The 22,765-nt window shown below is 61.7% G+C and carries 19 protein-coding genes; 18 read left to right on the top strand and 1 reads right to left on the bottom strand.

Annotation, left to right across the window (positions count from 1 at the left end; translation table 11 throughout):
• Nucleotides 1–239 precede the first annotated feature (239 nt).
• On the bottom strand, nt 240–2,588 hold the full coding sequence (locus FJQ55_RS21960; RefSeq protein WP_140832061.1) for a hypothetical protein: 2,349 nt from the start codon (nt 2,586–2,588) through the stop codon (nt 240–242).
• 155 nt (nt 2,589–2,743) lie between these two features.
• Between FJQ55_RS21960 and FJQ55_RS21955 the strand changes: the two genes are divergently transcribed.
• The 18 genes from FJQ55_RS21955 to FJQ55_RS21870 all read left to right on the top strand — a co-directional run bounded on the left by FJQ55_RS21955 (nt 2,744) and on the right by FJQ55_RS21870 (nt 22,633).
• Nucleotides 2,744–3,655, top strand: a complete 912-nt coding sequence (locus tag FJQ55_RS21955; protein ID WP_140832059.1) for an HNH endonuclease — start codon at nt 2,744–2,746, stop codon at nt 3,653–3,655.
• A 156-nt stretch (nt 3,656–3,811) separates the two neighbouring features.
• Nucleotides 3,812–4,039: a helix-turn-helix domain-containing protein gene (locus tag FJQ55_RS21950; protein WP_029620520.1), complete on the top strand. Its 228-nt coding sequence runs from the start codon at nt 3,812–3,814 to the stop codon at nt 4,037–4,039.
• Nucleotides 4,036–5,298 (top strand): type II toxin-antitoxin system HipA family toxin, encoded by a 1,263-nt coding sequence (locus FJQ55_RS21945; protein ID WP_140832057.1) that lies wholly within the window; start codon nt 4,036–4,038, stop codon nt 5,296–5,298. Before FJQ55_RS21950 ends, FJQ55_RS21945 begins: the two co-directional genes overlap by 4 nt.
• 571 nt (nt 5,299–5,869) lie before the next feature.
• A complete protein-coding gene (locus FJQ55_RS21940; RefSeq protein ID WP_208758259.1) occupies nt 5,870–6,871 on the top strand; it encodes a Gfo/Idh/MocA family protein in 1,002 nt (333 codons plus the stop codon).
• Nucleotides 6,868–8,439: an acyl CoA:acetate/3-ketoacid CoA transferase gene (locus FJQ55_RS21935; RefSeq protein ID WP_140832055.1), complete on the top strand. Its 1,572-nt coding sequence runs from the start codon at nt 6,868–6,870 to the stop codon at nt 8,437–8,439. Before FJQ55_RS21940 ends, FJQ55_RS21935 begins: the two co-directional genes overlap by 4 nt.
• Nucleotides 8,436–9,203, top strand: coding sequence for an enoyl-CoA hydratase/isomerase family protein (locus tag FJQ55_RS21930; RefSeq protein WP_140832053.1), 768 nt, complete (start codon nt 8,436–8,438; stop codon nt 9,201–9,203). The genes FJQ55_RS21935 and FJQ55_RS21930 overlap by 4 nt, the downstream gene beginning before the upstream one ends.
• 1 nt (nt 9,204) lies before the next feature.
• Nucleotides 9,205–10,743: an aldehyde dehydrogenase family protein gene (locus FJQ55_RS21925; protein ID WP_140832051.1), complete on the top strand. Its 1,539-nt coding sequence runs from the start codon at nt 9,205–9,207 to the stop codon at nt 10,741–10,743.
• Between the two features lie 27 nt (nt 10,744–10,770).
• Nucleotides 10,771–12,024 (top strand): ABC transporter substrate-binding protein, encoded by a 1,254-nt coding sequence (locus FJQ55_RS21920; protein WP_140832049.1) that lies wholly within the window; start codon nt 10,771–10,773, stop codon nt 12,022–12,024.
• Between the two features lie 103 nt (nt 12,025–12,127).
• Nucleotides 12,128–13,021 carry a carbohydrate ABC transporter permease gene (locus FJQ55_RS21915; protein ID WP_140832047.1) on the top strand — a complete coding sequence of 298 codons (894 nt, stop codon included), beginning with the start codon at nt 12,128–12,130 and terminating at the stop codon, nt 13,019–13,021.
• Nucleotides 13,021–13,899 carry a carbohydrate ABC transporter permease gene (locus FJQ55_RS21910; protein ID WP_140832045.1) on the top strand — a complete coding sequence of 293 codons (879 nt, stop codon included), beginning with the start codon at nt 13,021–13,023 and terminating at the stop codon, nt 13,897–13,899. The genes FJQ55_RS21915 and FJQ55_RS21910 overlap by 1 nt, the downstream gene beginning before the upstream one ends.
• 4 nt (nt 13,900–13,903) lie before the next feature.
• Nucleotides 13,904–15,016 (top strand): ABC transporter ATP-binding protein, encoded by a 1,113-nt coding sequence (locus tag FJQ55_RS21905; RefSeq protein WP_140832043.1) that lies wholly within the window; start codon nt 13,904–13,906, stop codon nt 15,014–15,016.
• A complete protein-coding gene (locus FJQ55_RS21900; protein ID WP_140832041.1) occupies nt 15,013–16,512 on the top strand; it encodes a GMC family oxidoreductase in 1,500 nt (499 codons plus the stop codon). The genes FJQ55_RS21905 and FJQ55_RS21900 overlap by 4 nt, the downstream gene beginning before the upstream one ends.
• A complete protein-coding gene (locus FJQ55_RS21895) occupies nt 16,509–17,267 on the top strand; it encodes a 3-ketoacyl-ACP reductase (protein WP_140832039.1) in 759 nt (252 codons plus the stop codon). Before FJQ55_RS21900 ends, FJQ55_RS21895 begins: the two co-directional genes overlap by 4 nt.
• A gap of 9 nt (nt 17,268–17,276) precedes the next feature.
• Nucleotides 17,277–18,869: a GMC family oxidoreductase gene (locus FJQ55_RS21890; RefSeq protein ID WP_140832037.1), complete on the top strand. Its 1,593-nt coding sequence runs from the start codon at nt 17,277–17,279 to the stop codon at nt 18,867–18,869.
• Complete coding sequence (locus FJQ55_RS21885; protein ID WP_140832035.1) at nt 18,866–19,195, top strand: Dabb family protein; 330 nt, start codon at nt 18,866–18,868, stop codon at nt 19,193–19,195. The genes FJQ55_RS21890 and FJQ55_RS21885 overlap by 4 nt, the downstream gene beginning before the upstream one ends.
• On the top strand, nt 19,192–20,355 hold the full coding sequence (locus FJQ55_RS21880; protein ID WP_140832033.1) for a dihydrodipicolinate synthase family protein: 1,164 nt from the start codon (nt 19,192–19,194) through the stop codon (nt 20,353–20,355). The genes FJQ55_RS21885 and FJQ55_RS21880 overlap by 4 nt, the downstream gene beginning before the upstream one ends.
• Nucleotides 20,356–20,360: 5 nt before the next feature.
• Nucleotides 20,361–21,377, top strand: coding sequence for a LacI family DNA-binding transcriptional regulator (locus FJQ55_RS21875; RefSeq protein WP_140832031.1), 1,017 nt, complete (start codon nt 20,361–20,363; stop codon nt 21,375–21,377).
• The gene (locus FJQ55_RS21870; protein WP_140832029.1) at nt 21,374–22,633 is read left to right on the top strand and encodes a glycerate kinase type-2 family protein; all 1,260 of its coding nucleotides are present in this window, start codon (nt 21,374–21,376) and stop codon (nt 22,631–22,633) included. Before FJQ55_RS21875 ends, FJQ55_RS21870 begins: the two co-directional genes overlap by 4 nt.
• Nucleotides 22,634–22,765 lie beyond the last annotated feature (132 nt).

Genomic DNA, 22,765 nt, shown 5'->3' with positions numbered 1-22,765 from the left:
TGAGTGCCTCCTCATCCGGTCACCATTTACCACCCGCCCAGTAAACCCAGCCGATCATGACATCCTGGTTGAAGCCGACGGCCTCTGTCATAGCAGCGGCGGCGATACAAGATGGCTCTCATGTGACGCCAAACTTGCCGAGAAAGCCCCGGGCTCCCGTGCTCCGCACCAGCTGGCAACTTCGCTTCTGAAGGCAATCGCCTCTTTGGCGCGTTGGCAGCTGTCCTTCTTCCCAGCGGCTATGCAGCTTCCCAAACCTGATTGAGAATCTTCGCCGCTAGCGCCGCCTTGTCCTGCGGCAGGAAGCGACCATAGTGCTGCTGAACAACATCCGGCGTGTCCTGAATGGCGTAGCTTGCCTGCTCGTATGACCCGGTCTGCTTGAGGATATGGGTTGCCAGAATATCTCGAAGGTTATGCGGTCCGTGCGGCAGTAATCCCTTGATCGCTCCGCGGCCTGTGTAGGGATTGTAGATCCCATAGCGTTGGACCACGGTGCGCCAGGCTTCATAAAACTTCGTGGAGTCATATGCCGCGTCCAGACTGGTCGTCTTCACCGTCTTGACGAACAGAGTGCCCGGATCTCTTGCCGACCCGAGGAGCACTCCGCGATGGCGATCGATATAGGCTTCGAGGTATTTGTAGAGGTCGAGCAGATCCGGCAGTATGAGCCGGAACGGCTTTTGTCCGAAGAAGGATGAGCCTGAGTTCTTGAAGGCGATTGATGGGATGAGGACCTCCCATCCGTTTTCCCGATCGCTCCAGCGCAATTCACCGCATTTCATGTCTTCCAGCCGTCGCTCTGAAGTCGGGAAATGCCCGCGTGGGCACAAGCGAAGCTGGCGAAGGTTCTTTTGCCTGAGCCCAAGATGCAGGCCGAGACGCAGCAAAAGGAAAGATCGGACTGCTTCGGCTGCTGCCCGAGGATAGCGGTTTTCATCCGGCATACGCTTCAGGATCTCATCTGTTATCTTGCGGTATTCCGATAGTGGGCTGTCTGCTTCAAGGACCACCATGATCGGCTCGAACGGATCGCGGTGCACGCGCATGACACGCTGGATTTCCTTCGAGCGATTGGCAGCATGCCGATGGAATGCGTCGCAGGCGCCGTGCCAGTCGCGTGCTGCGAATTCTATTTCCTCCGGCGCGATCAGCCCTTCGATTGGCTGAACCTTCTTCAGGAGCTCTGGATGCTGGCGGATCCAGCCCACCTCCGCCCGCGTGAGAGCTTGCGCCACCATCAGCATGTCTTCTTCCCATTTGGTGTAGAAGCCGCGGCGCTGCTCCCGCCATTGGAGGTACCAATCCCACACACCTGGGAAGATCAACAGGCCAAAGGTTAGTTGGCGAAGCGGCACACCGCGCCCTGTGACGACGCTGGCGGGTGAGGCCGCGAGTGCACCGAACATGAGGCCGAGATGCTCGATCTTCTGGGATGCGGTTTCCTCTCCCCAAACTCCATTTCGTTGGAAGCCGATTGCGGTCAGCGTCGATGTCTTGAAGCGGATCAGATCGGCCATCTCCATAGCCAACCGCGGCGGCGCATCGACGACGCCGGACAGGAGATCAGGATCTTCAAAGGCCTCGGGATTGTGGCTCGTGCTGTCCGAGTTCACTTGGGGTCGTGGAGACAGGGTGCCTCCGCCATAGGTGATCCCTGGAAATCGAATTGCATAACGCTGTTTGGTTGCCGCCGCCTGGTAGCGACGATAGTCGGTTGAGCCCGAGATGATGACCCGGCGCACCCATTCGAGGATTTCTTCCCGCTTGGAGAACGGCAAGCTGCTGAAATTATCAGGAAGATGCCATGCAAATCGCCGCCGTTCCGCCGCACTGATGTCGCCCATATCATGGCCGTATAGGGAGCGGGATTGGTGCGGCAGCTTCCCTTTGAAATAGCCCTGTCCCAGTCGGTAACGCCGCTCGATACGGGACAGGATCTCGAAGCTCGTCAGAGATCGCGGCACGCGCTCGCCCTGAACCCACGACAGCAGAGTCTTGTCATCGAACGTCTCGCCCAGGCGAACGACGGCGCGGTAGAGTTGCCAGTAGCTCTCGCCGAACCGGCGCATGTGATAAACGAGCGCATCGCTAAAGCTCGCCGGATCATCGGTCGCCTCAAACAATGGCTCAGGGAATTGGCTGATTGGTTTCGGTTGTGCTCCCCTCGGCACTGATGACGAGGTAGCCGGGGTCTTGTCGGAGAGGATCTGTCGCGGTCTGGAACGCGTCGCAGTTTCCACCTCGCGCCGAACGGCATTGCGCGATTTCGTGCGTGTTTTCGTCGACTGTATGTCATCGGCGGCAGGCGGTTCTCCGAGCCAGCGGATAATCGCGTCCAGTCCCGGACGGAGCGCCTTCTTCAAATCGGCTGTCAATTGGTTTTCGATCCCGCATGCCTCGCCAATGGCCGTCCAATCCATACGGCCACTAACGATCGGTGGTGGTCGGCGGTGGATGACAAGACCAACGAGATAGGGCCGAATGCTTTCCAGAACTCGCTGTGACGCGATTGGCGCGATACGCACCTCGCAGAAATCCGAGATTTTTCGCTGAAAGTGATGAGTTGAAAGATCCTGTTTTGTCATGCTCTTATTCCGTTCTCTCGGCACCAGTGCCGAGCGCGGGCGGGTAGGAGCGGACATTTAACAAATGGTATTGCCGCAGCGGCGAACATTTGGGGCCAGGCTTAGCTCCCCAGATTTCAAATGAAGCAGCAAGAGCCTCATGCTAAAGATTGCAGATGGGATTCGGGGTTTTCATTCACCGGTCAGATTCGATTTACGACGATAGCCCGGCTGAACAATATCAGTTCCCGGGCCAGTATCTCGGTCGTGTCCAGGCGTGTGTGGGTGACTGGATCATCTACTACGAGCCTCGGAAAGTCGCAGCGACCCGCGGCTATTTTGCAGTCGCCAAGGTAGAAAGGATTATTCCTGATCCGAAGGCGCCCGGCATGTATCTGGCGCTGATCGAACACGGCAGCTATCTCGACTTCATCAATCCCGTTCCGTTCAGTGGGCCAGACGGTGTCATAGAGCGGGGCGTGCTGAATGAAGAGGGCCGTATTTCCGGCAGGGCACAGGCTGCGGTCCGGCCGATGTCCGCAGCAGATTTTAACCGCATCGTATCGATTGGCATAGACGAGCATGAGCCTGAACTGCCTCGGCTGGATGAGTCGGGGGTGACGCATGCGGTCGATGGATTTGCAGATGAAGGTCAAGCGCCGTTCATGTTTGAGCAGGAGCGCGACCGGGTTATGCAACTCTCGTCGCGGATCGTTCGAAATCGGCTGTTTCGCCGGCTCGTTCTTCACGCCTATGACAAACGATGCGCCATCACGGGATTGAAGCTCATCAACGGTGGTGGCCGGGCGGAGGTCGACGCCGCACATATCCGGCCGGTGGAAGCGAGCGGGCCTGACATTCTTTCCAACGGAATTGCTCTTTCGGGTACCGCACACTGGATGTTTGATCGCGGTCTGATTGGTCTTTCGGACGATCTTGATATCCTGATATCGCGTCAGGCGAATGATCCTGGCAGCATTCAAGGACTCCTCAACAAGACTGGGAAGGCGATCGTGCCTAGTAGGGTCTTCGAGCGGCCACATCCCCAGTTCCTGAGATGGCACCGTGAGAACTGCTTCAAGCAGTGAGCACCAAGAGCACCAAGATACGTCTTGCGCTGTAGATTCATCCCGATCGGTTCTATTTCGATCAGTTGGCGCCAATAATCCGAAAATCATCCCGATCGGTTCTTTTGCCTTCTTTTTGCACCATCTGATGATATAATCATCCCGATAGGGGTGATTATGGAAAAGATCAAAGATACAAAAAGCCTCGGCATGCTGATCCGTCAGGAGCGCAAACAGCAAGGGTTAACCCAGGAGCAACTCGCCGGGGTGATTGGTGTGGGCGTACGGTTTCTGCGTGAACTCGAGGCCGGCAAAGAGAGCTGCCAGATTGGCCGTGCGATGCAAGTCCTGGCTGGTTTGGGCCTCGTTGTTTCGGTCGGTCGTCGCCAGGGTCCTCGATCATGACCCGCGAATTGGATGTCTATTTTCGCGAAACCAAGGCCGGCGTGCTTGGCCGGCTTGACGACGGCCTGCTGACTTTTGCCTACGATGGCGCGTATCTCCTGGACCAGCGGTCGCGTGCGATCTCGTTCTCGATGCCCCTGCAAGAAGAACCCTTTGGTGATCAGGTGGTGCGCCCGTTTTTCTCCGGTCTCTTGCCGGACGAAGGCGCGCGGCAACGCCTAGCTGGTGCGCTCGGCCTCTCGGCAGGCAATGCCTTTGGGCTGCTGGAAGCTATCGGGGGCGAGTGCGCAGGTGCTTTGTCACTCTACCCTACAGGCACGGCGCCCGAACCTTCTGGCCGATCCCACACCGAAATTCTCACTTCGGATCGTCTGGATGAAATTCTCAGCAGGCTGCGGACCCGGCCTTTGCTTGGCGGAGACGAGGGCATTCGCCTATCGCTCGCCGGCGCGCAGGATAAACTGGCGGTCATTGTGGATGGAGATTCCATTGCCTTGGCAAAAGACGGCAGACCAACGACCCATATCTTGAAACCAGTCATCCAGGCGTTGGAAGGCACGGTGGAGAACGAGTATTTTTGTATGCGGCTGGCTGCCCGCCTCAAGCTGCCGGTACCCCAGGTCGAGATACGCCTAGACGGGGCGACTGCCTTTCTCTTGGTTGAGCGTTATGATCGGACGAAAGCTGCAGACGGCATCATTGAGCGCCTACACCAGGAAGACTTCTGCCAGGCCCTTAGCGTCCCGCCGGAGCTGAAGTATGAGGCCGAGGGCGGACCGGGGACAGAACATGCTCTCAGGCTGATCGACCAGGCCTGCGCTAGACCTGTCGCGGATCGGTTGCAATTCATCCGCATGCTGATTTTCCATTATCTCGTCGGCAACGCTGATGCCCACGGCAAGAACTACGCCCTACTTTATGGCTCCGATGAACCGGATCTGGCGCCGATCTACGATGTCGTTTGCACGGCCGTTTATCCCCGCTTGTCAAAGAGGCTTGCCATGAAGATTGGCGGCCGCGATGTGCCCGACACCATCCAACTGAAGCATTGGGCGACACTCGTGCCCGAAACCAAGTCTTCTCAGCGCATCCTTGTTCGCGACCTTGCCCAAATGGCGGAAGGGATTGTGAGCGAGGCTGATGACCTTGTTGCAGAACTGGCCGGCGAGGGGATCAGGCACCCCATCCTGAGTGCAATTCGCAAGGTCATCTCAAGTCGGGCTGGTTCGTTGCAGAGAGTCACCGAGCAGGTCACTTAAGCAGTGGAATGGTCTCGATATCCACCGCTTTGTCCATGGACAATCGGGTCGGTGGTTGGAATCCCTTCAAGAGCAAGGCGCGGAAACTTAGTGCAGTTTCGCTACCTCTGCTTTACTTGGGCTAGAGACGAGCAGAAACGACTGTTTCGGTACTCGTGCATGATAGTCGCCAGCGCTTATTACTCTCGCCCAGGAGGAACGAAGAAGCGGCAGGCTCGTGGATCTGGTTAATCTGCCACTCTTCCGTATCAACAACGGGGTCACCCACTCTGCGCGCCCATCTCCTGCGGCAGGACAACCGTAGTCATGCCTGCTTCAGCGAGCGCGGCCATCGAATCGAGGGCTTCTTTGGGCTCTCCGGGTTGAATGCGGATGTCGGCTCGTCAAACAGCATAAACTTGGGCGTCGGGAAAGGATCTGCGGGAAGGTCCGGGATCGCAGTTTAGAGTGTCCATCGTCGCGATCGACATGGCATCAGCGCTGACCTTGTAAAATTTTCGATTGACATGCTTGTTGGAACGTTCCATTAATATTGGAACGATCCAATTGGAGGGGATGGGAGGAAATTGCAATGCGGTGGGCCCTGATCGGAGCCAGCACAATCGCGCGCCAATACATGGTCGGCGCGATCCGCGCTCAGCAAGGCGAGATTGTTAGCGTCTTGAGCGGATCGGCGGAGCGTGCCCGTGAATTAGCCGACGAGCACCAGATCCCGGGATCAGGCACCGACCTGGACGAGCTTCTGGCAAACCCGCAAGTCGACGTCGTCTACATCTCGACCACCAATGAAAAGCATCTGCCGCAGGCACTCGCCGCCATAAAGGCCGGGAAGCATGTGTTCTGCGAAAAGCCCCTGGCGCTGGCACTCGATGATGCCAGCGCGATGGTGCGCGCCGCCGAAGAGGCCGGGCTCGTCTTCGCCACCAATCACCATCTGCGCTGCTCCGGCAGTCACCGTGCCATGCGCGCACTTATCGCCTCCGGCCGCATCGGTCGCGTCCTTTCCTTGCGTCTCCACCACGCCGTCTTTCTGCCGCCGCACCTTCAGGGGTGGCGGATTAATGCCCCGGATGCCGGCGGCGGGGTCATTCCCGACATCACCGTCCACGACGCCGATGTCGCCCGTTTTCTGCTCGGCGAAGATCCGGTTTCGGTCGTGGCACAAATGGCGAGTTCCGGCCTCGGCGAAGGTGTCGAAGATTCCGCCATGTCCGTCTGGGCCATGCCCTCGGGCGCCATGGTGATGAGCCATGAAAGTTTCACCCATCCCTTCGCTGGCTCGGGTCTCGAAGTGCACGGCACGGAAGGGTCGATCTTCGCTCGGGATGTCATGACGCAGAACCCGATCGGCTCCATCGAACTGGTGACGGCCTCCGGTCGCGAGGCGATCGGCTTCGACCACCATGATCTCTATGCGGAAGGCGTTCGGCGCTTTCATGCCGCCGTCGCCGGCGATGGCGAGCCGGCAGCCACCGGCCGCGATGGCGTGAAGTCGCTAGCCGTCGCGCTTGCCGTGCGCGATGCAGCCGCGCGCGGTGTTCGGATCGACGTGAATTACGGAGGTGTCCGTTGAGCAAGCTTGTTGCCCCCGCCGAGGCCGTCTCGCGCATCCCGGATGGCGCCGTCGTCACGGTGTCTTCGTCATCGGCGCTTGGCTGCCCGGATTTCGTTTTGGCCGCCCTCGGCCGCCGTTTCGACGCCGAGAGTCACCCGCGCAATCTCACCATGCTGCATCCGATCGCCGCCGGCGACATGTATGGGGTGAAGGGCATCGACCATATCGCAAAAGACGGGCTGATCAGTCGCGTTCTTGCCGGTTCCTATCCATCCGGTCCGTCGAGCCTGCCGATGCCCGAGATCTGGAGGATGGTCGTCGAAGACAGGGTCGAGGCCTATAACGTCCCCTCCGGCATCATGTTCGACATGCACCGTGAAGCGGCTGCCCGGCGTCCCGGCGTGCTGACCCGCATCGGCCTCGACACCTTCGTCGATCCGATCCGCGAAGGCTGCGCGATGAACGAAAGCGCTTCCGCCCACCCCATCGTCAGCCGCGTCGAATTCGCTGGCCAAACCTGGCTGCACTTCCCCAACATCTACCCGGATGCCTGCATTCTCAGGGCCACCACGGCCGATGAGCGCGGCAATCTCACCTACGAGCACGAGGGCGCCTATCTCGGCGGACTGGAACAGGCGATTGCGACACGCAACAATGGCGGCCTCGTCATTGCCCAGGTGAGCCGCATGACGGCAGCCGGCAGTCTGCGCCCGCATGATGTGCGCGTGCCCGGTCATCTCGTCGATCTCGTCGTTCTCGATCCCGAGCAGAAGCAGACCTGCGAGACGCCCTATGATCCGGCAATCTCGGGTCAGATCATGCGGCCCTGGTCGAGCTTCAAGCTCGCCGAACATGGCGTCGAGAAGGTGATCGCCCGCCGGGCCGCGCTTGAATTGAAGTCCGGCATGACGGCCAATCTCGGCTTCGGCATCAGCGCGCAGGTGCCGCGCATTTTGCTGGAGGAGGGGCATCCCGAGGCTGTAACCTGGGCGATCGAGCAGGGTGCCGTCGGCGGCATGCCGCTCACTGACTTCGCCTTTGGCTGCGCCTCGAATGCCGATGCTTTCGTGCCGTCACCGCAGCAGTTCATCTACTTTCAGGGTGGCGGCTTTGACGTGTCCTTCCTCTCGTTCCTGGAGGTGGATGTGGAGGGCAATGTGAATGTCTCCAAACTCGGCAAGAAACCCTATCTGACTGCCGGCTGCGGCGGCTTCGTCGATATCACGGCGCACGCAAAGAAGATCGTCTTCTCCGGCTGGTTCGAGGCCGGTGCGGCCGTCGAACTGACGGAAGACGGCATCCATGTCCGCAGTCCCGGCAAGTTCACAAAGATGGTCGACAAGGTGGAGCATGTCACCTTCTCCGGGAAAAGAGCCCGTGAGCAGGGACAGGATGTGCTCTACATTACCGAGCGATGCGTCATGCGCCTGACGGAAACCGGGCTCGTCGCGACCGAGATCATGCCGGGCATCGATCCGGAACGGGACATCGTAGCGGCATCGCAGGGCCGAGTGATCGTCGCGCCGGAGGCGCGGGTCATCTCCAAGGCGCTCCTGTCGAGGGATCCGATGGGGTGGACACCATGAGCGCCGTTCACTTGGAGATTGCCAAAGGAATTGCCGAGATCCGACTGGACAATCCGGCCAAGCTTAATGCCTTCACGGTCGAGATGCTGGAACAGCTTTCCAGCCATCTCGAGCATCTGGAGCGCATGGCTGACCTCCGCTGCGTCATCGTCACGGCAGAAGGCGAGCGCGCCTTTTGCGCGGGGGCTGACATCAATGCCTGGGGCGACCTGACGCCTGCCGAATTTGCTCGCCACTGGGTACGCGACGGGCATCGCATCTTCGATCGTCTGGCACGCCTGTCGAAGCCGGTGATCGCGGCCATGGCAGGTCATGCCTTCGGCGGCGGTCTGGAACTCGCCGCCGCTTGCGACATCAGGGTCATGGCGCCATCAGCCACGATTGCCCTTCCAGAAGCCCATGTCGGCATCGTGCCCGGCTGGTCCGGCACGCAGCGGCTGGCCCGGTTGCTGCCGGAACCGATACTGAAGGAGATGGCCCTGTTTGGCCGGCGGATTTCCGCCGAGCGCGCCCAGGCCTTCGGCTTCGTCGCTGAGGTTTCGGCAAGCCCCGCAGAGACGGTCAGAAGCATGGCTCAGTCGGTTCTCGGTCTTTCTCCGCGCGCCGTCGAGGTCTCCAAATTCATGATCCACGCCGGCCGGGGCGAAGACCGCGATGCGATGATCGAGGCGCTCGGAAGCGCCGCAATTGCCGCCAGTGCCGATCGCGACGAAGGTGTCGCCGCCTTCAGGGCGAAACGCAAACCCGCATTTTCGGGAGAATGACATGAACGACATGACCATGACCGCTGCCGTCGCCCATCCGCTGCCAAAGGCGCCCTTCGAAGGCCGTCACCTGATCGACGGGATCTGGCAGGGAAGCGCCGATGGCGCGACCTTCGACAGGATTTCGCCCTCGCATGGCGTTGTCGTCAGCCGCTCTGCGCGTGGCGGCACGGCGGAAACGGAAGCCGCGATTGCCGCCACCCGGCGGGCCTTCGACGATGGCAAGTGGAGCCGTGCGACCGGCAAGGAACGCTCGACGTTGCTGCTGAAGGTCGCCGATCTCATCGAAGCCAATGTCGAGCGCATGGCGCTCCTCGAAACGCTCGAAAGCGGCAAGCCGATTTCCCAGGCCCGCGGCGAAGTCGCTGGCGCCGCCGACCTCTGGCGCTATGCGGCAGCGCTCGCCCGCACGCTGCATGGCGACAGCCACAATTCGCTCGGCGAGGACATGCTGGCCGTGGTGCTTAAAGAACCGATCGGCGTCGTCTCGATCATCACACCGTGGAACTTCCCCTTCTGGATCCTCAGCCAGAAGCTGCCCTTTGCGCTCGCAGCCGGCTGCACCTGCGTGATCAAGCCGTCGGAAATGACGCCGTCGACGACGGTGATGCTGGGAGAGCTGCTGATTGAAGCCGGATTGCCCGCTGGCGTCGTCAACATAGTCCTTGGCTTCGGCCAGCCGGTCGGCGCGCTGATGGCGGAGCATCCGCATGTCGACATGGTGAGCTTCACCGGCTCCACCGCCGTCGGCAAGGCGATCAGTGCGGCCGCCTCGAAGACGCTGAAAAAGGTCGCGCTCGAACTCGGCGGCAAGAACCCGCAGGTCATTTTCCCGGATGCCGATCTCGATGCCGCCGCCGACGCCATCACCTTTGGCGTCTATTTCAACGCCGGCGAATGCTGCAATTCCGGCAGCCGCATCATCGTGCATGAAGATATAGCGGAAGCCCTGGTCGAAAAGGTCGTAGCGCTTTCCCGCAAGGTCGCATTCGGCGATCCGCTCAATCCCGAGACCCAGGTCGGCGCTATCATCTCTCCGGCTCATCAGCAGAAGATCGGGGCTTACGTGCGCGATGCGGTCGCCTCAGGTGCAAAGCTTGCCCTGGGCGGGGAAGCCGTCCACCATCCCGGCCTGCCCGGTGATTTCTTCTCCCCGACTGTCGTCACGAATATCAGCCCCGATATGCCGATTGCCCGCGAGGAGGTCTTCGGCCCGGTGCTTGCGGTTCTCACATTCAAGACTCTGGAAGAGGCCATCTCCCTCGTCAATGACGCGTCCTATGGCCTGTCGGCGGGCGTCTGGAGCGAGAACGTCCACACCTGCCTTGCCTTCGCCCGCCGCGCGGAAGCCGGCACCGTCTGGACCAACACCTGGATGGATGGTTTTCCGGAGGTCGCCTTCGGCGGCTTCAAGCAGAGCGGCCAAGGCCGCGAGAATGGCCGCTACGGCCTCGATGAATTCCTGGAGATCAAATCCGTCGTGATGCGCATCGGCAAGACCAGGCCGAACTGGGTGGCGACTGACTTCCGGAACGATTGAAAGCAACGCATCAAACAGGAGGAAAACATGCGTAGCCTTTTCAAGACCATGCTGATTACCGGAACCATGCTGGCGGGCACCGCCGGCATCTCTCATGCCACCGATGTGGAGGTGCTCCACTGGTGGACCTCGGGCGGTGAAGCCGCAGCCCTGAACGTTCTGAAGGAGGATCTGAACAGCAAGGGGATCGGCTGGGTCGACATGCCGGTCGCCGGTGGCGGCGGTGAAGCGGCCATGACCGCGCTGCGTGCCCGTGTCACCGCAGGCGATCCGCCGACCGCCGTCCAGATGCTCGGTTTCGACATCCTCGACTGGGCAGAGCAGGGCGCACTCGGCAATCTCGACGAAGTCGCCACTGCCGAAGGCTGGGACAAGGTCGTGCCGGAAGCGCTGCAGAAGTTCTCGAAGTATGACGGCCACTGGATCGCAGCGCCCGTCAACGTGCATTCGACCAACTGGGTCTGGATCAACAAGGCCGCTCTCGATGCTGCCGGTGGCAAGGCGCCCGAGAGCTGGGACGAACTCGTCGCCGTTCTCGACAAGATGAAGGCAAACGGCATCACCCCGCTCGCCCATGGTGGCCAGCCGTGGCAGGACGCGACCGTCTTCGATGGCGTCGTTCTCTCCAAGGGCAACGATTTCTACAAGAAGGCCTTCGTCGATCTCGACGAAGCGACACTCACCGGTCCCGACATGGCCGATGCCTTCGATCGCCTGATCAAGCTGCGCAGCTATGTCGACGACAACTTCTCGGGCCGTGACTGGAACCTGGCCTCGGCCATGGTCATCGACGGCAAGGCCGGCATGCAGATGATGGGCGACTGGGCCAAAGGCGAATTCCTGATGGCCGGCAAGAAGCCGGGTGAAGACTTCGTCTGCATCCGCTTCCCCGGAACGCAGGGGTCGGTGACGTTCAACTCGGACCAGTTCGCGATGTTCAACGTCTCGGGCGACGACAAGATCAAGGCACAGATGGCCATGGCCTCGTCGATCGAAAGCCCGAAATTCCAGTCGGCCTTCAACGTCGTCAAGGGATCGGTCCCGGCCCGCACCGACGTGCCGGACACGGATTTCGACGATTGCGGCAAGAAGGGCATGAAGGATCTGGCGGAAGCAAGCTCGGCCGGTTCGCTCTTCGGCTCCATGGCCCATGGCCATGCAGCACCGGCCGCCGTGAAGAACGCCGTCTATGACGTTGTGACCAAGGCCTTCAATGGTGGCTTCAAGGATGGCGCTGAGGCCGCCAAGGCGCTCGGCGAAGCCGTCGCCGCTGCGAAGTAACCTCCCCGTCGCGGGCAACGCTCCTCGTTGCCTGTGACACCTCCGACGCCGTCCGCCAGGTGAGGCGGCGTCGGTCTATTCGTACCCTACAGGGAGAACCTTCATGACAAGCTCGACCGGGGCTGACCTGCGCACGCGCATCCAGGATTGGCTGCCCAAGGTGGTGCTGGCACCGTCCTTCGCCGTTACCCTGCTGTTCGTCTACGGCTTCATCCTGTTCACCATCTTCCTGTCCCTTACCGGCTCCAAGATGCTGCCGCTCTACACCTTCGTCGGCCTCACCAATTACAGCCGGCTCTGGGCCCAGGAGAATTGGCACATCGCGATCAGCAACATCGCGATCTTCGCAAGCCTCTACATCGTCATCTGCACCGCACTCGGCTTGATGCTCGCGATCTTCCTCGACCAAAAGATAAGGGGCGAGGGGCTGCTGCGTCCGATCTATCTCTATCCGATGGCTTTGTCCTTCATCGTCACCGGTACCGCCTGGAAGTGGTTCCTCGATCCGGGCATCGGTCTCGAACGCATCATGCGCCTCTGGGGCTGGGAGAGTTTCTCCTTCACCTGGATCAAGGACAATGACATGGCGGTCTACACCATCGTTATCGCGGCGGTCTGGCAGACCAGCGGCTTTGTCATGGCCATGTTCCTCGCAGGCCTGCGGGGCATCGACAACGAGATCCTGAAGGCCGCCCAGATCGACGGTGCCTCGAGCTTCCAGCTTTACCGGCGCATCGTCATCCCGATGCTGCGACCGGCCTTTCTCTCCGCCTTCGTCATCCTCAGTCACCTCGCGATCAAGTCTTACGACCTCGTGATTGCGCTGACCGGCGGTGGCCCGGGCCGCGCCACCGAGATGCCCGCGACCTTCATGTATTCCTACACCTTCACCCGCAACCAGATGGGCGTCGGCTCTGCCTCGGCCGTGATCATGCTGATGACCATCGCGGCCATCATGGTTCCCTATCTCTATGCCGAACTGAAGGAGAAGAACTGATGTCTGCCGTCAGCCAGGACACCGCCGTCAGGACCGGTCGCGTCACCCGCACCTTCATCTATCTGGTGCTTCTCCTCTTCGCGCTTTTCTACCTGCTGCCGCTCTATGTGATGGGCATCAACTCGCTGAAGCCGCTGTCAGAAATCACCGGCGGCAACATGATGGCGCTGCCGGAAACCTGGACGCTCGATGCCTGGCGCTCCGCCTGGTCGACCGCCCAGATCGGCGTGTCGCCCACCGGCCTCAAGCCCTACTTCCTGAACTCGATCCTGATGGTCGTCCCCGCTGTCGCCATCTCGACGATCCTCGGTGCGCTCAATGGTTATGTGCTCACCAAATGGCGCTTCCGCGGCGACACCATCGTCTTCGGGCTGATGCTGTTCTCCTGCTTCATTCCGTTTCAGATCGTGCTGATCCCGATGGCGCTGGTGCTCGGCAAACTCGGTCTCGCCGGCACGGTTCCCGGACTGGTCCTGGTGCATGTGGTCTACGGCATCGGCTTCACCACGCTCTATTACCGCAACTACTACGCCACCTTCCCGACGGAACTGGTCAAGGCGGCGCAGATCGACGGCGCCGGTTTCTTCCGCATCTTCTGGCGCATCCTGCTGCCGGTCTCCGGCCCGATCACCGTCGTCTCCGTCATCTGGCAGTTCACCAACATCTGGAACGACTTCCTGTTCGGCGTCTCCTTCGGCGGCACCAGCCAGCCGATGACGGCAGCACTCAACAACCTCGTTCAGTCCTCCACGGGTGTGAAGGAATACAACGTCCACTTCGCGGGCGCGATCATCGCCGCCCTTCCCACCCTTCTCGTTTACGTCGTCGCCGGGCGCTATTTCGTGCGCGGACTGATGGCCGGTTCAGTCAAAGGATAAGATCATGGGCTTTCTCGACATCCGGAACGTCACCAAGTCCTACGGACAGCTCGAAGTCCTGCATCGCGTGGACATCTCGGTGGAGGAGGGCGAGTTCCTCGTGCTCGTCGGCCCCTCCGGCTGCGGCAAGTCGACCCTTCTCGGCATGATCGCGGGCCTGGAGGGCATCTCGTCGGGCGAAATCGCGATCAAGGACCGCGTCATCAACGGGGTCCATCCGTCGAAGCGCAACATCGCCATGGTCTTCCAGTCCTATGCGCTCTACCCCAACATGACCGTCGGCCAGAACATCACCTTTGGCCTTGAGATGCATGGTGTGCCGAAGCCGGAACGGGACAAGGCATTGCTCGATGTCGCCAAGCTGCTGCAGATCGATCACCTGACCGACCGCAAGCCGGGCCAGCTGTCCGGCGGGCAGCGTCAGCGTGTGGCCATGGGCCGCGCGCTGGTGCGCGATCCCGACGTTTTCCTCTTCGACGAGCCGCTGTCCAACCTGGATGCCAAGCTGCGCGTCGACATGCGCACCGAAATCAAGAAGCTGCATGCCAAGCTCAAGCGCACTATCGTCTACGTCACCCACGACCAGATCGAGGCGATGACGCTCTCGACCCGCATCGCGGTCATGAACAAGGGCTATATCCAGCAGCTCGGCACGCCGAAGGAAATCTACGACACCCCGGCCAATGTCTTCGTCGCCACCTTCATGGGAAGCCCGGCGATGAATGTCGTGCCGGCACGTGTCGTTGTTCGCGATGGCGCGCCCCATGCCGAAGTCGTGTTGGGCGATGGATCGAAGAGCCTGCTCGCCTTCAGCCAGCCGAGTCTTGCCGCTTGGGACGGACGGGAGATCCTGCTCGGCATCCGACCGGAGGCGATCACCGATCCCGAAGGTGCCGACCGCAAATCGCAGAACATCGTCAGCCTGAAGAACCGTGTCATCGTCACCGAGCCCGCAGGTTCCGACACCTTCGTAACCATGGGCCTTGGCGGCAAGGATGTGATCGCCCGTATGCGCGCCGATGTCGATATATCAGGTGGCGACGATTTCGAATTCGCGGTCAACATGGAAAAGGCCGTGGCCTTCGATCCCAAGACGGAAGAGCGCATAAAGCCATGAGCGACGCAGACGTCATCATCATCGGTTCCGGCATGGGGGGCGCAACGCTTGCCGCACAGCTTGCACCGACGGGCAGGCGAATCCTGATCGTCGAGAAGGGCGAAAGGCTGCAGCCGTCGCCGGCAGACCGGGATCCGGAAGCCATTTTCGGCAAGTCACATTTCAGGCCGAAGGAGGAGTGGCTGGATGGCGACAACCAGCTCTTCAATCCCGGCAATTACTACAATGTCGGCGGCAATTCGAAATTCTACGGCGCTGTGCTGCTGCGCTATCGCCGCGAAGATTTCTCCCCCCTGCGCCATCTGGGCGGCACGACGCCGGGCTGGCCAATCGGTTACGACAGTCTGGAGCCCTGGTATCAGAGGGCCGAACACCTGTTCGAAGTCCGGGGAACACTGGGCGAAGACCCGACGGAACCGCCCCATTCCAGAAGCTATGACCATCGCCCCGTACCTGACGAGCCCACTATCGCCGATCTGCGCCGTCGGTTAAAATCCGTCGGTCTCCACCCGGCTTCCCTGCCACTTGGTGTCGATATCGACCAATGGCTCGCCCATGGGAAAACGACCTGGGACGCCTTCCCGGATACCTGCGGCGGCAAGAAGGATGCGGAGACCGTTAGCCTCGCGCACGCGCTTCGCCATCCCAACGTATCGCTTACGACGGGATGCGAAGTCACGCGCCTGCTGGCGGGAGAGGGCGGTCAGATCACCGGGGTCGAGGTCTTGGACCACGGCGCGAAAAAGGTGCTTTCGGCACCGCTGGTGGTTCTCTCGGCCGGTGCCGTCAGAAGCGCTGCCATCCTGCTTTCATCGGCGGATGAAAACCAACCGCAAGGTCTCGCAAACCGCTCCGACCAGGTTGGTCGCAACTTCATGAACCACAATTGTTCGGCGGTCCTGGCGCTCCACCCTTTCAGGCGCAATTCGTCGATCTATCAGAAGACCCTGCTGGTCAACGACTTCTACCTGACGGGCGGACCGAATGGCGAACCGCTCGGCAATATCCAGCTGCTCGGCAAGATCACCGGCCCGATCCTCGCTGTGAGTTCGCCGCTGCCGCGCCCGCTCGCCCACTGGATCGCGGATAGATCGATCGATCTCTATGCCATGTCCGAGGATCTGCCCAACCCGGAGAGCCGCGTGACGGTCCGGAACGGTCGGATCATGCTCGACTGGAAGCGGTCGAACTGGGAGGCGCATCTCGCTCTGGTCGACAGGCTGAAGTCACTGATCCGGAAAGCCGGCTACCCGGTCGTGCTCTCGCGTCCCTTCGACCGGCGCACGCCCTCCCACCAATGCGGCACGGCGCGCATGGGTTCGGACCCGATGACGAGCGTGGTCGATAGTTTCGGGCGCAGCCACGATCATCGCAATCTCTTCATCGTCGACGCATCCATCCTGCCAACCTCGGCCGCCGTCAACCCGGCCCTGACAATCGCCGCACTCGCCCTGCGGTCGGGCCAGCACATCATCGAAACGGAGTTTAAGCCGTGAGCAAGGTCGCACTCATCACCGGAGGCCAGCAGGGCATCGGCCTCGGCATCGCCCGCGAGCTAGCCGGCGCCGGCTATAAGCTCGCGCTCGCGTCGAGGTCCGAAGACGATGCGCCACAGGTACAGGCAGCGCTTGCGGAACTGGGCGATGCTGCGATCTATATCCGCCACGACCTTCAGGATATCGACAACGTCGCCTTGGTCCTAGACCAGGTTGAAGCACGCCTCGGCCCAGTCACCACCTTCGTGTCGAATGCCGGCGTGCCCGCCAAGGTGCGCGGCGACATGCTGGAGCTCGCGCCCGACAGCTTCGACTTCGTGCTAGGCGTCAATCTGCGCGGCGCCTTTTTCCTCGCCCAGGAGGTCGCGCGGCGCATGCTGAAGGCCCCGTCCGACAGCTATCGTTCGATCGTCTTCGTGACCTCGGTGAGCGCCAGCATGGCTTCGATCGAGCGGGCGGAATACTGCATCTCCAAGGCCGGTGCCGGCATGATGGCGGAGCTCTTCGCACTGCGCCTGGCGCCGCATGGCATCGGCGTTTTTGAACTCAGACCCGGTATCATCGAGACGGAGATGACGGCGGGCGTGAAGGACAAATACACGGCGCGGATCGAGGGCGGGCTCGTCCCGGCGCAACGTTGGGGCCAGCCGGTCGATATCGGCAGTGTGGTCGTGCCGCTGGCGGAAGGACGTTTCGCCTTCGCCAATGGGGCCGTCATTCCGGTCGACGGCGGCCTGTCCTTGGCCCGCCTCTAGGAGATTTGTATGCGGCAAGCTTTTGATTTCATCATTGTCGGTGGCGGTTCGGCGGGCTCGGTGCTTGCGGCCCGGCTGTCGGAAAATCCCGATTTCAACGTGCTCCTGCTCGAGGCAGGCGGGCGCGACTGGCATCCCTTCTACCATCTGCCCGCAGGTTTTGCGAAGATGACCAAGGGTATCGGCAGCTGGGGGTGGAGCACGGTGCCGCAGCGGCACATGAACAACATGGTGATCCGCTACACCCAGGCAAAGGTCATCGGCGGCGGTTCCAGCATCAATGCGCAGATCTATACCCGTGGCAATGCGCTCGACTACGACGACTGGCGCCAGATGGGCTGCGAAGGCTGGTCCTATGAGGACGTCCTGCCTTACTTTCGCAAGGCCGAGGACAATGACAGCTTCGACAACCGCTATCACGGCAAGGGCGGGCCGCTCGGTGTCAGCAAGCCTTCGGCGCCGCTGCCGATCTGCGAGGCCTACTTCAAGGCGGCAGCCGAACTCGGCATCCCCTTCAATGGCGACATGACGGGCGAAACGCAGGATGGTGTCGGATACTACCAGCTGACTCAGCGCAATGTTCGCCGCTCCTCGGCCTCGATTGCCTATCTCAACCCCGCACGCAAACGCCCCAACCTCACCATACGCACGGATGCGCAGGTGCTGAAGCTCGTGGTCGAAAACGGGCGCGCAGTCGGTGTTGAACTCGCCGGTGACGGCGTGGTGCGTGCCGAACGGGAGGTGCTGCTCTCGTCGGGCGCAATCGGCAGTCCGCGCCTCCTGATGCTCTCAGGCATCGGCTCTGCCGACCATCTGGCTTCGGTCGGCGTTCCCATCGTCTTCGACCAGCCCGGCGTCGGCTCCAATCTGCAGGACCATCTCGATCTCTTCGTCATCGCCGAATGCAGCGGGCCGCATACCTATGACCGCTTCGCCAAGCCGCATCTCTCGGTGCTCGCCGGCCTGCAGTATCTGCTGACGAAGAGTGGTCCGGTCGCCTCGAGCCTCTTTGAAACGGGCGGGTTCTGGTATGCCGATCCGGAAGCCCGCTCGCCGGATATCCAGTTCCATCTCGGCCTCGGCTCCGGCATCGAGGCCGGTGTGGCAGCCATGGCCAATGGTGGCGTCACGCTGAATTCCGCCTATCTCCGCCCGAGGTCACGCGGCACCGTCCGGCTCGGCTCGGCCGATCCGCTCTCAGCACCGTTGATCGACCCCAACTACTGGGCAGATCCACACGACCGCGAAATGTCGATCCGTGGCCTGAAGATCGCCCGAGACATCATGCGCCAGGATGCCTTGAAGCCTTATGTAAAGGCCGAGCGCCTTCCGGGGCCGGATGTGCAAAGCGACCAGGACTATTTCAACTATGCCTGCCGCCATTCGAAGACCGATCATCACCCCGCCGGCACTTGCCGCATGGGCTCGGACCCTGAGGCCGTCGTCGATCCGCGTCTGCGCTTCAACGGTATCGAAGGCCTGCGCGTCATCGACGCCTCGATCATGCCAACCGTAGTCTCGTCCAACACCAATGCACCGACCATCATGATCGCCGAAAAGGCAGCTGACATGATCAAGGCCGATCACGGAGTGTCGCAATGATCCGCCACATCGTGCTCATCCGTTTCCAGCCGACGGTCTCGCCTGCCGTCATCGAAGACCTCTTCGCCGAGTTGCATCAGATCGAAGGCAAGGTGACGGGGCTGCTGTCGATCACATCGGGCCGCAGCGAAAGCCCGGAGCGCATCGAACGCGGCTATCTGCACGGCTTCGTCGCCGATTTCACCGACTGGGCAGCCCTCGAAGCCTACCAGGTCCATCCGGACCACAAGCGCTTCGGTGCTCGTCTGGTTGTCCATGCCGAGGGTGGTCTCGACGGCATCCTCGTCTTCGACCTCGCCGTTCAAACTCAGGGATCTCCTACATGATTGCCTTGCCCACCGCCGATGGCCGCATCGAAGACTATCACCTCACCGGAACGCCGCTGACACCACGCGCGCCTATGCATCCGCTCACCCGCACAGCCTTTGCCGCTGCCCATGTCGTCTCCGATCCTCTCAGCGAACGTAATCCCTGGGACACGCGACCGGCGGTCGACTGGGATGGCACGCTTGCCTTCCGCACCTCGCTCTGGGATCAGGGCCTCGGTCTCGCCGAAGCCATGGACACGGCCCAACGCGGCATGGGGGTCGATTGGCCGACGGCGCTGGAACTGATCCAGCGGACGATGGTGGCCGCTAAGGCGCATCCGATGAAGCCGCGCGTCGCCTGTGGGGCCGGGACTGATCATCTGACGCTCGCCGACCTCACCACCGCGGACAAAATTGCAGCCGCCTATCAGACGCAGGCGGAAGCGATCGAGGCCGCCGGCGGTCAGTTGATCCTGATGGCCTCGCGCGCCTTCCCCGCCATGGGAGCCGGGCCGGATGTCTACCGCTCCGTCTACCGCCGGCTGATCGACGGCGCGCGCGAACCCGTCATCCTGCACTGGCTGGGCGACATGTTCGATCCGGCGTTGAAGGGCTATTGGGGCAGCGAGGACGTCGCCTTCGCAAGCGACTTCGTGCTCGACCTGATCGGCGAGAACCCCGGCAAGGTCGACGGCATCAAGATTTCGCTGCTCGATCAGGCGCATGAAGAGGCGTTTCGCGCCCGCCTGCCGGAGGGTGTGCGGCTCTACACCGGCGACGACTTCAACTATGCCGACCTGGTCGCCGGCGACAGCAAACATTATTCCCATGCGCTGCTCGGCATCTTCGCCGCCATCGCACCGGCGGCCTCGCAGGCGCTTGACGCGCTGGCTGCCGGCGATCTTGAAACCTATCACCGCCTGCTGAAACCGACCGTACCGCTCAGCCGCGAAATCTTCCGCGCCCCGACCCGCTTCTACAAGGCTGGTATTGCCTTTCTCGCTTGGCTGAATGGCCACCAGCGGCATTTCATCATGCCGGCGGGCTTCCAGTCGAGCCGCGATGTCGTCCACTACGCGGAGGTTTTCCGCCTGGCCGATCAGGCAAATCTGCTTGCCGATCCGGAGCTTGCCGTGAGAAGGATGCGGGTCTTGGCTGAGTTGAACGGAGTCTACTGACGGGCATGGAGCGGCGGCCGACGATCATCGATGTGGCACGCGTGGCGGGGATTTCCAAATCCACCGTCAGCCTCGTCCTGCAGAACAGTCCGCTGGTCAAGGAGGAGACGCGCCGCTTGGTGCGTGAGGCCATGGACAAGGTGGGTTATGTCTATAACCGCGCTGCCGCCAACCTCCGGTCTTCGAATGTCGGGCTGATCGGCCTCGTCATCAACGATCTCCGCAACCCGTTCTTCACGGAATTCGCGACCTCGCTGCAGATGGCCCTGTCCGCGCGAGGCTATGCCACGGTCGTTGCCAACACTGACGAAGACCCGGCCGTCCAGGCCCAGGTCGTCGGCGCGATGATCGAGCACGGCGTTTCTGCGCTGGTCCTGTCCCCGACCTATGGCGATGAATGCAGCACATTTGATGCGATTGCGCGCGGCGGTATTCCGACCATGCAGGTACTGCGCAAGGTCGATCCTCGCGTCGAGCAGTTCCCCTTTGCCGCCCCCGACTACCGCTTGGGTAGCCTTTTGGCCGTCCGGCATCTCCTCTCCTTTTCGCCCCGCCGCATCGCCTTTGTCGGCGGTCTCGCCGACCGCGCCGTCACGCGCGAGCGCATGACTGGCTACTTCGAGGCGCTCACCGAAGCCGGCATGGAGCCGTTTGTGCTCTCGGGCCGGGCAAGCCGCAGCTTCGGCCGCGAGGCGGCCGAGGAACTGACACGCACCCATCCGGAGATCGACGCCGCGATCTGTTTCAACGATCTGGTTGCACTCGGCATGCTGTCGGGCTTTGCCAAGCTGAAGCGCAATGTCGGGCAGGATTTCCGCATGGTCGGCTTCGATGATATCGAGGAATGCAGCCAGGTCTTTCCGGCGCTCTCCACCGTCCATTGCGGCATCGCCGCATTTGGCCGCAGCATCGCGGCCACGATCCTGGCCTGGCTGGAGGAGGGCAAACGTCCCGAGCCGGAGACGCTCACGGCGGTGGAGCTCGTCATCCGCGACACCAGCGGCTTGAAGGACATACCATGATCCATCGACCCGACCTCTTCCTTCGACGCCTGTTCGATCGGGCCGTCGAAGTCGCCGATCCCATGCGTTCGCTGAAAGATTACCTGCCGGAGAAGCCGAAGGGACGCGTGATCGTGATCGGCGCTGGCAAGGCGAGCGCGCGCATGGCCGAAGCCGTCGAGGCGGCCTGGGGCCCCTGCGAGGGCCTCGTCATCACGCGCTATGGCTATGCTCGGTCCTGTCAGGGAATCGAGATTGTCGAGGCCGCCCACCCGGTGCCGGATGAGGCGGGCCTCGCAGCCACCGCCCGGATGCTCGCATTGGCCGAGAGCGCAGGGGAAGGCGATTTTGTTCTCGCTCTGATATCAGGCGGCGCTTCCGCGTTGCTGGTCCAGCCGGTGCTCGGAGTCTCACTCGCCGAAAAACAGGCGGTCAATCAGGCGCTTCTTGCCTCCGGTGCGCCGATCGACCGGATGAACACGGTGCGCAAACATCTGAGCAAGGTGAAGGGCGGGCAACTGGCCGCGGCAGCCTGGCCAGCGCATCTGCTTGCGCTGATCATTTCGGATGTGCCCGGAGACGATCCTGCATTTATCGGTTCCGGCCCGACGGTCGGCGATCCCTCGACACCGGACGATGCTCTTGCCGTGATCGACCGATGGAAAGTTGCTGTGCCCCAGTCCGTCCGCGAGGCGCTCTCCCGTGGCTCAGGTGTCGTGCAGCCCGACGATCCTCGCCTGGCCCGCACCCGAAACGTCATCTATGCCGCGCCGCGCCAGTCGCTGGAGGCGGCTGCAGCCCTCGCGACGGAGGCCGGTTGCGACGTGCGCCTGCTGGGAGATGCGCTGGAAGGCGAGGCGCGGGAGGTGGCTGCAGCACAGGCGAAAGAAGCGCTGGCCTTGCAGTCAGTAATGAAGCCTGGCGATTCCCCAATCCTCCTGCTCTCAGGCGGGGAACTCACGGTCACCCGGCGCGGTGATGGCATCGGCGGACCCAATGCGGAGTTCTGCCTTGCTCTTGCTCTGGCGCTGGACGGGGCCGAAGGCATTCATGCGTTGGCCTGTGATACAGACGGCGTCGATGGCGCGGCCGAGGTGGCCGGCGCCGTCATTGGTCCGAACGTCCTTAAGGATGCGGTGGACCGCGGTCGCGATCCACGTCCGGCGCTTGAGCGGAACGACGCCCATTCCTTTTTCGCAGCTATGGACGCCCAGGTCGTCACCGGGCCAACGCTGACCAACGTCAACGACTTTCGCGCCATCTTCATTCGGATTTAGTTTTATTATTCAACGTTACGCTGCAGCCCACGCTTTTCTTGCTTTAAGCAATCGGGTTTTCAATCGCTTAGCGGACTAAATCGGGGGTCGGTGGTTCAGATCCCTTCAACGCGGAGACGACAGGCAGTGCCC

The sequence above is a fragment of the Rhizobium glycinendophyticum genome (genome assembly GCF_006443685.1).
Taxonomy (GTDB): domain Bacteria; phylum Pseudomonadota; class Alphaproteobacteria; order Rhizobiales; family Rhizobiaceae; genus Allorhizobium; species Allorhizobium glycinendophyticum.
This window is presented reverse-complemented; position numbering and strand designations above follow the sequence as displayed.

Coding starts and splice junctions, on each gene's coding strand:
- FJQ55_RS21960 (WP_140832061.1), bottom strand. CDS start 2,588: ATGACAAAACAGGATCTTTCAACTCATCACTTTCAGCGAAAAATCTCG.
- FJQ55_RS21955 (WP_140832059.1), top strand. CDS start 2,744: ATGGGATTCGGGGTTTTCATTCACCGGTCAGATTCGATTTACGACGAT.
- FJQ55_RS21950 (WP_029620520.1), top strand. CDS start 3,812: ATGGAAAAGATCAAAGATACAAAAAGCCTCGGCATGCTGATCCGTCAG.
- FJQ55_RS21945 (WP_140832057.1), top strand. CDS start 4,036: ATGACCCGCGAATTGGATGTCTATTTTCGCGAAACCAAGGCCGGCGTG.
- FJQ55_RS21940 (WP_208758259.1), top strand. CDS start 5,870: ATGCGGTGGGCCCTGATCGGAGCCAGCACAATCGCGCGCCAATACATG.
- FJQ55_RS21930 (WP_140832053.1), top strand. CDS start 8,436: ATGAGCGCCGTTCACTTGGAGATTGCCAAAGGAATTGCCGAGATCCGA.
- FJQ55_RS21925 (WP_140832051.1), top strand. CDS start 9,205: ATGAACGACATGACCATGACCGCTGCCGTCGCCCATCCGCTGCCAAAG.
- FJQ55_RS21920 (WP_140832049.1), top strand. CDS start 10,771: ATGCGTAGCCTTTTCAAGACCATGCTGATTACCGGAACCATGCTGGCG.
- FJQ55_RS21915 (WP_140832047.1), top strand. CDS start 12,128: ATGACAAGCTCGACCGGGGCTGACCTGCGCACGCGCATCCAGGATTGG.
- FJQ55_RS21910 (WP_140832045.1), top strand. CDS start 13,021: ATGTCTGCCGTCAGCCAGGACACCGCCGTCAGGACCGGTCGCGTCACC.
- FJQ55_RS21905 (WP_140832043.1), top strand. CDS start 13,904: ATGGGCTTTCTCGACATCCGGAACGTCACCAAGTCCTACGGACAGCTC.
- FJQ55_RS21900 (WP_140832041.1), top strand. CDS start 15,013: ATGAGCGACGCAGACGTCATCATCATCGGTTCCGGCATGGGGGGCGCA.
- FJQ55_RS21890 (WP_140832037.1), top strand. CDS start 17,277: ATGCGGCAAGCTTTTGATTTCATCATTGTCGGTGGCGGTTCGGCGGGC.
- FJQ55_RS21885 (WP_140832035.1), top strand. CDS start 18,866: ATGATCCGCCACATCGTGCTCATCCGTTTCCAGCCGACGGTCTCGCCT.
- FJQ55_RS21880 (WP_140832033.1), top strand. CDS start 19,192: ATGATTGCCTTGCCCACCGCCGATGGCCGCATCGAAGACTATCACCTC.
- FJQ55_RS21875 (WP_140832031.1), top strand. CDS start 20,361: ATGGAGCGGCGGCCGACGATCATCGATGTGGCACGCGTGGCGGGGATT.
- FJQ55_RS21870 (WP_140832029.1), top strand. CDS start 21,374: ATGATCCATCGACCCGACCTCTTCCTTCGACGCCTGTTCGATCGGGCC.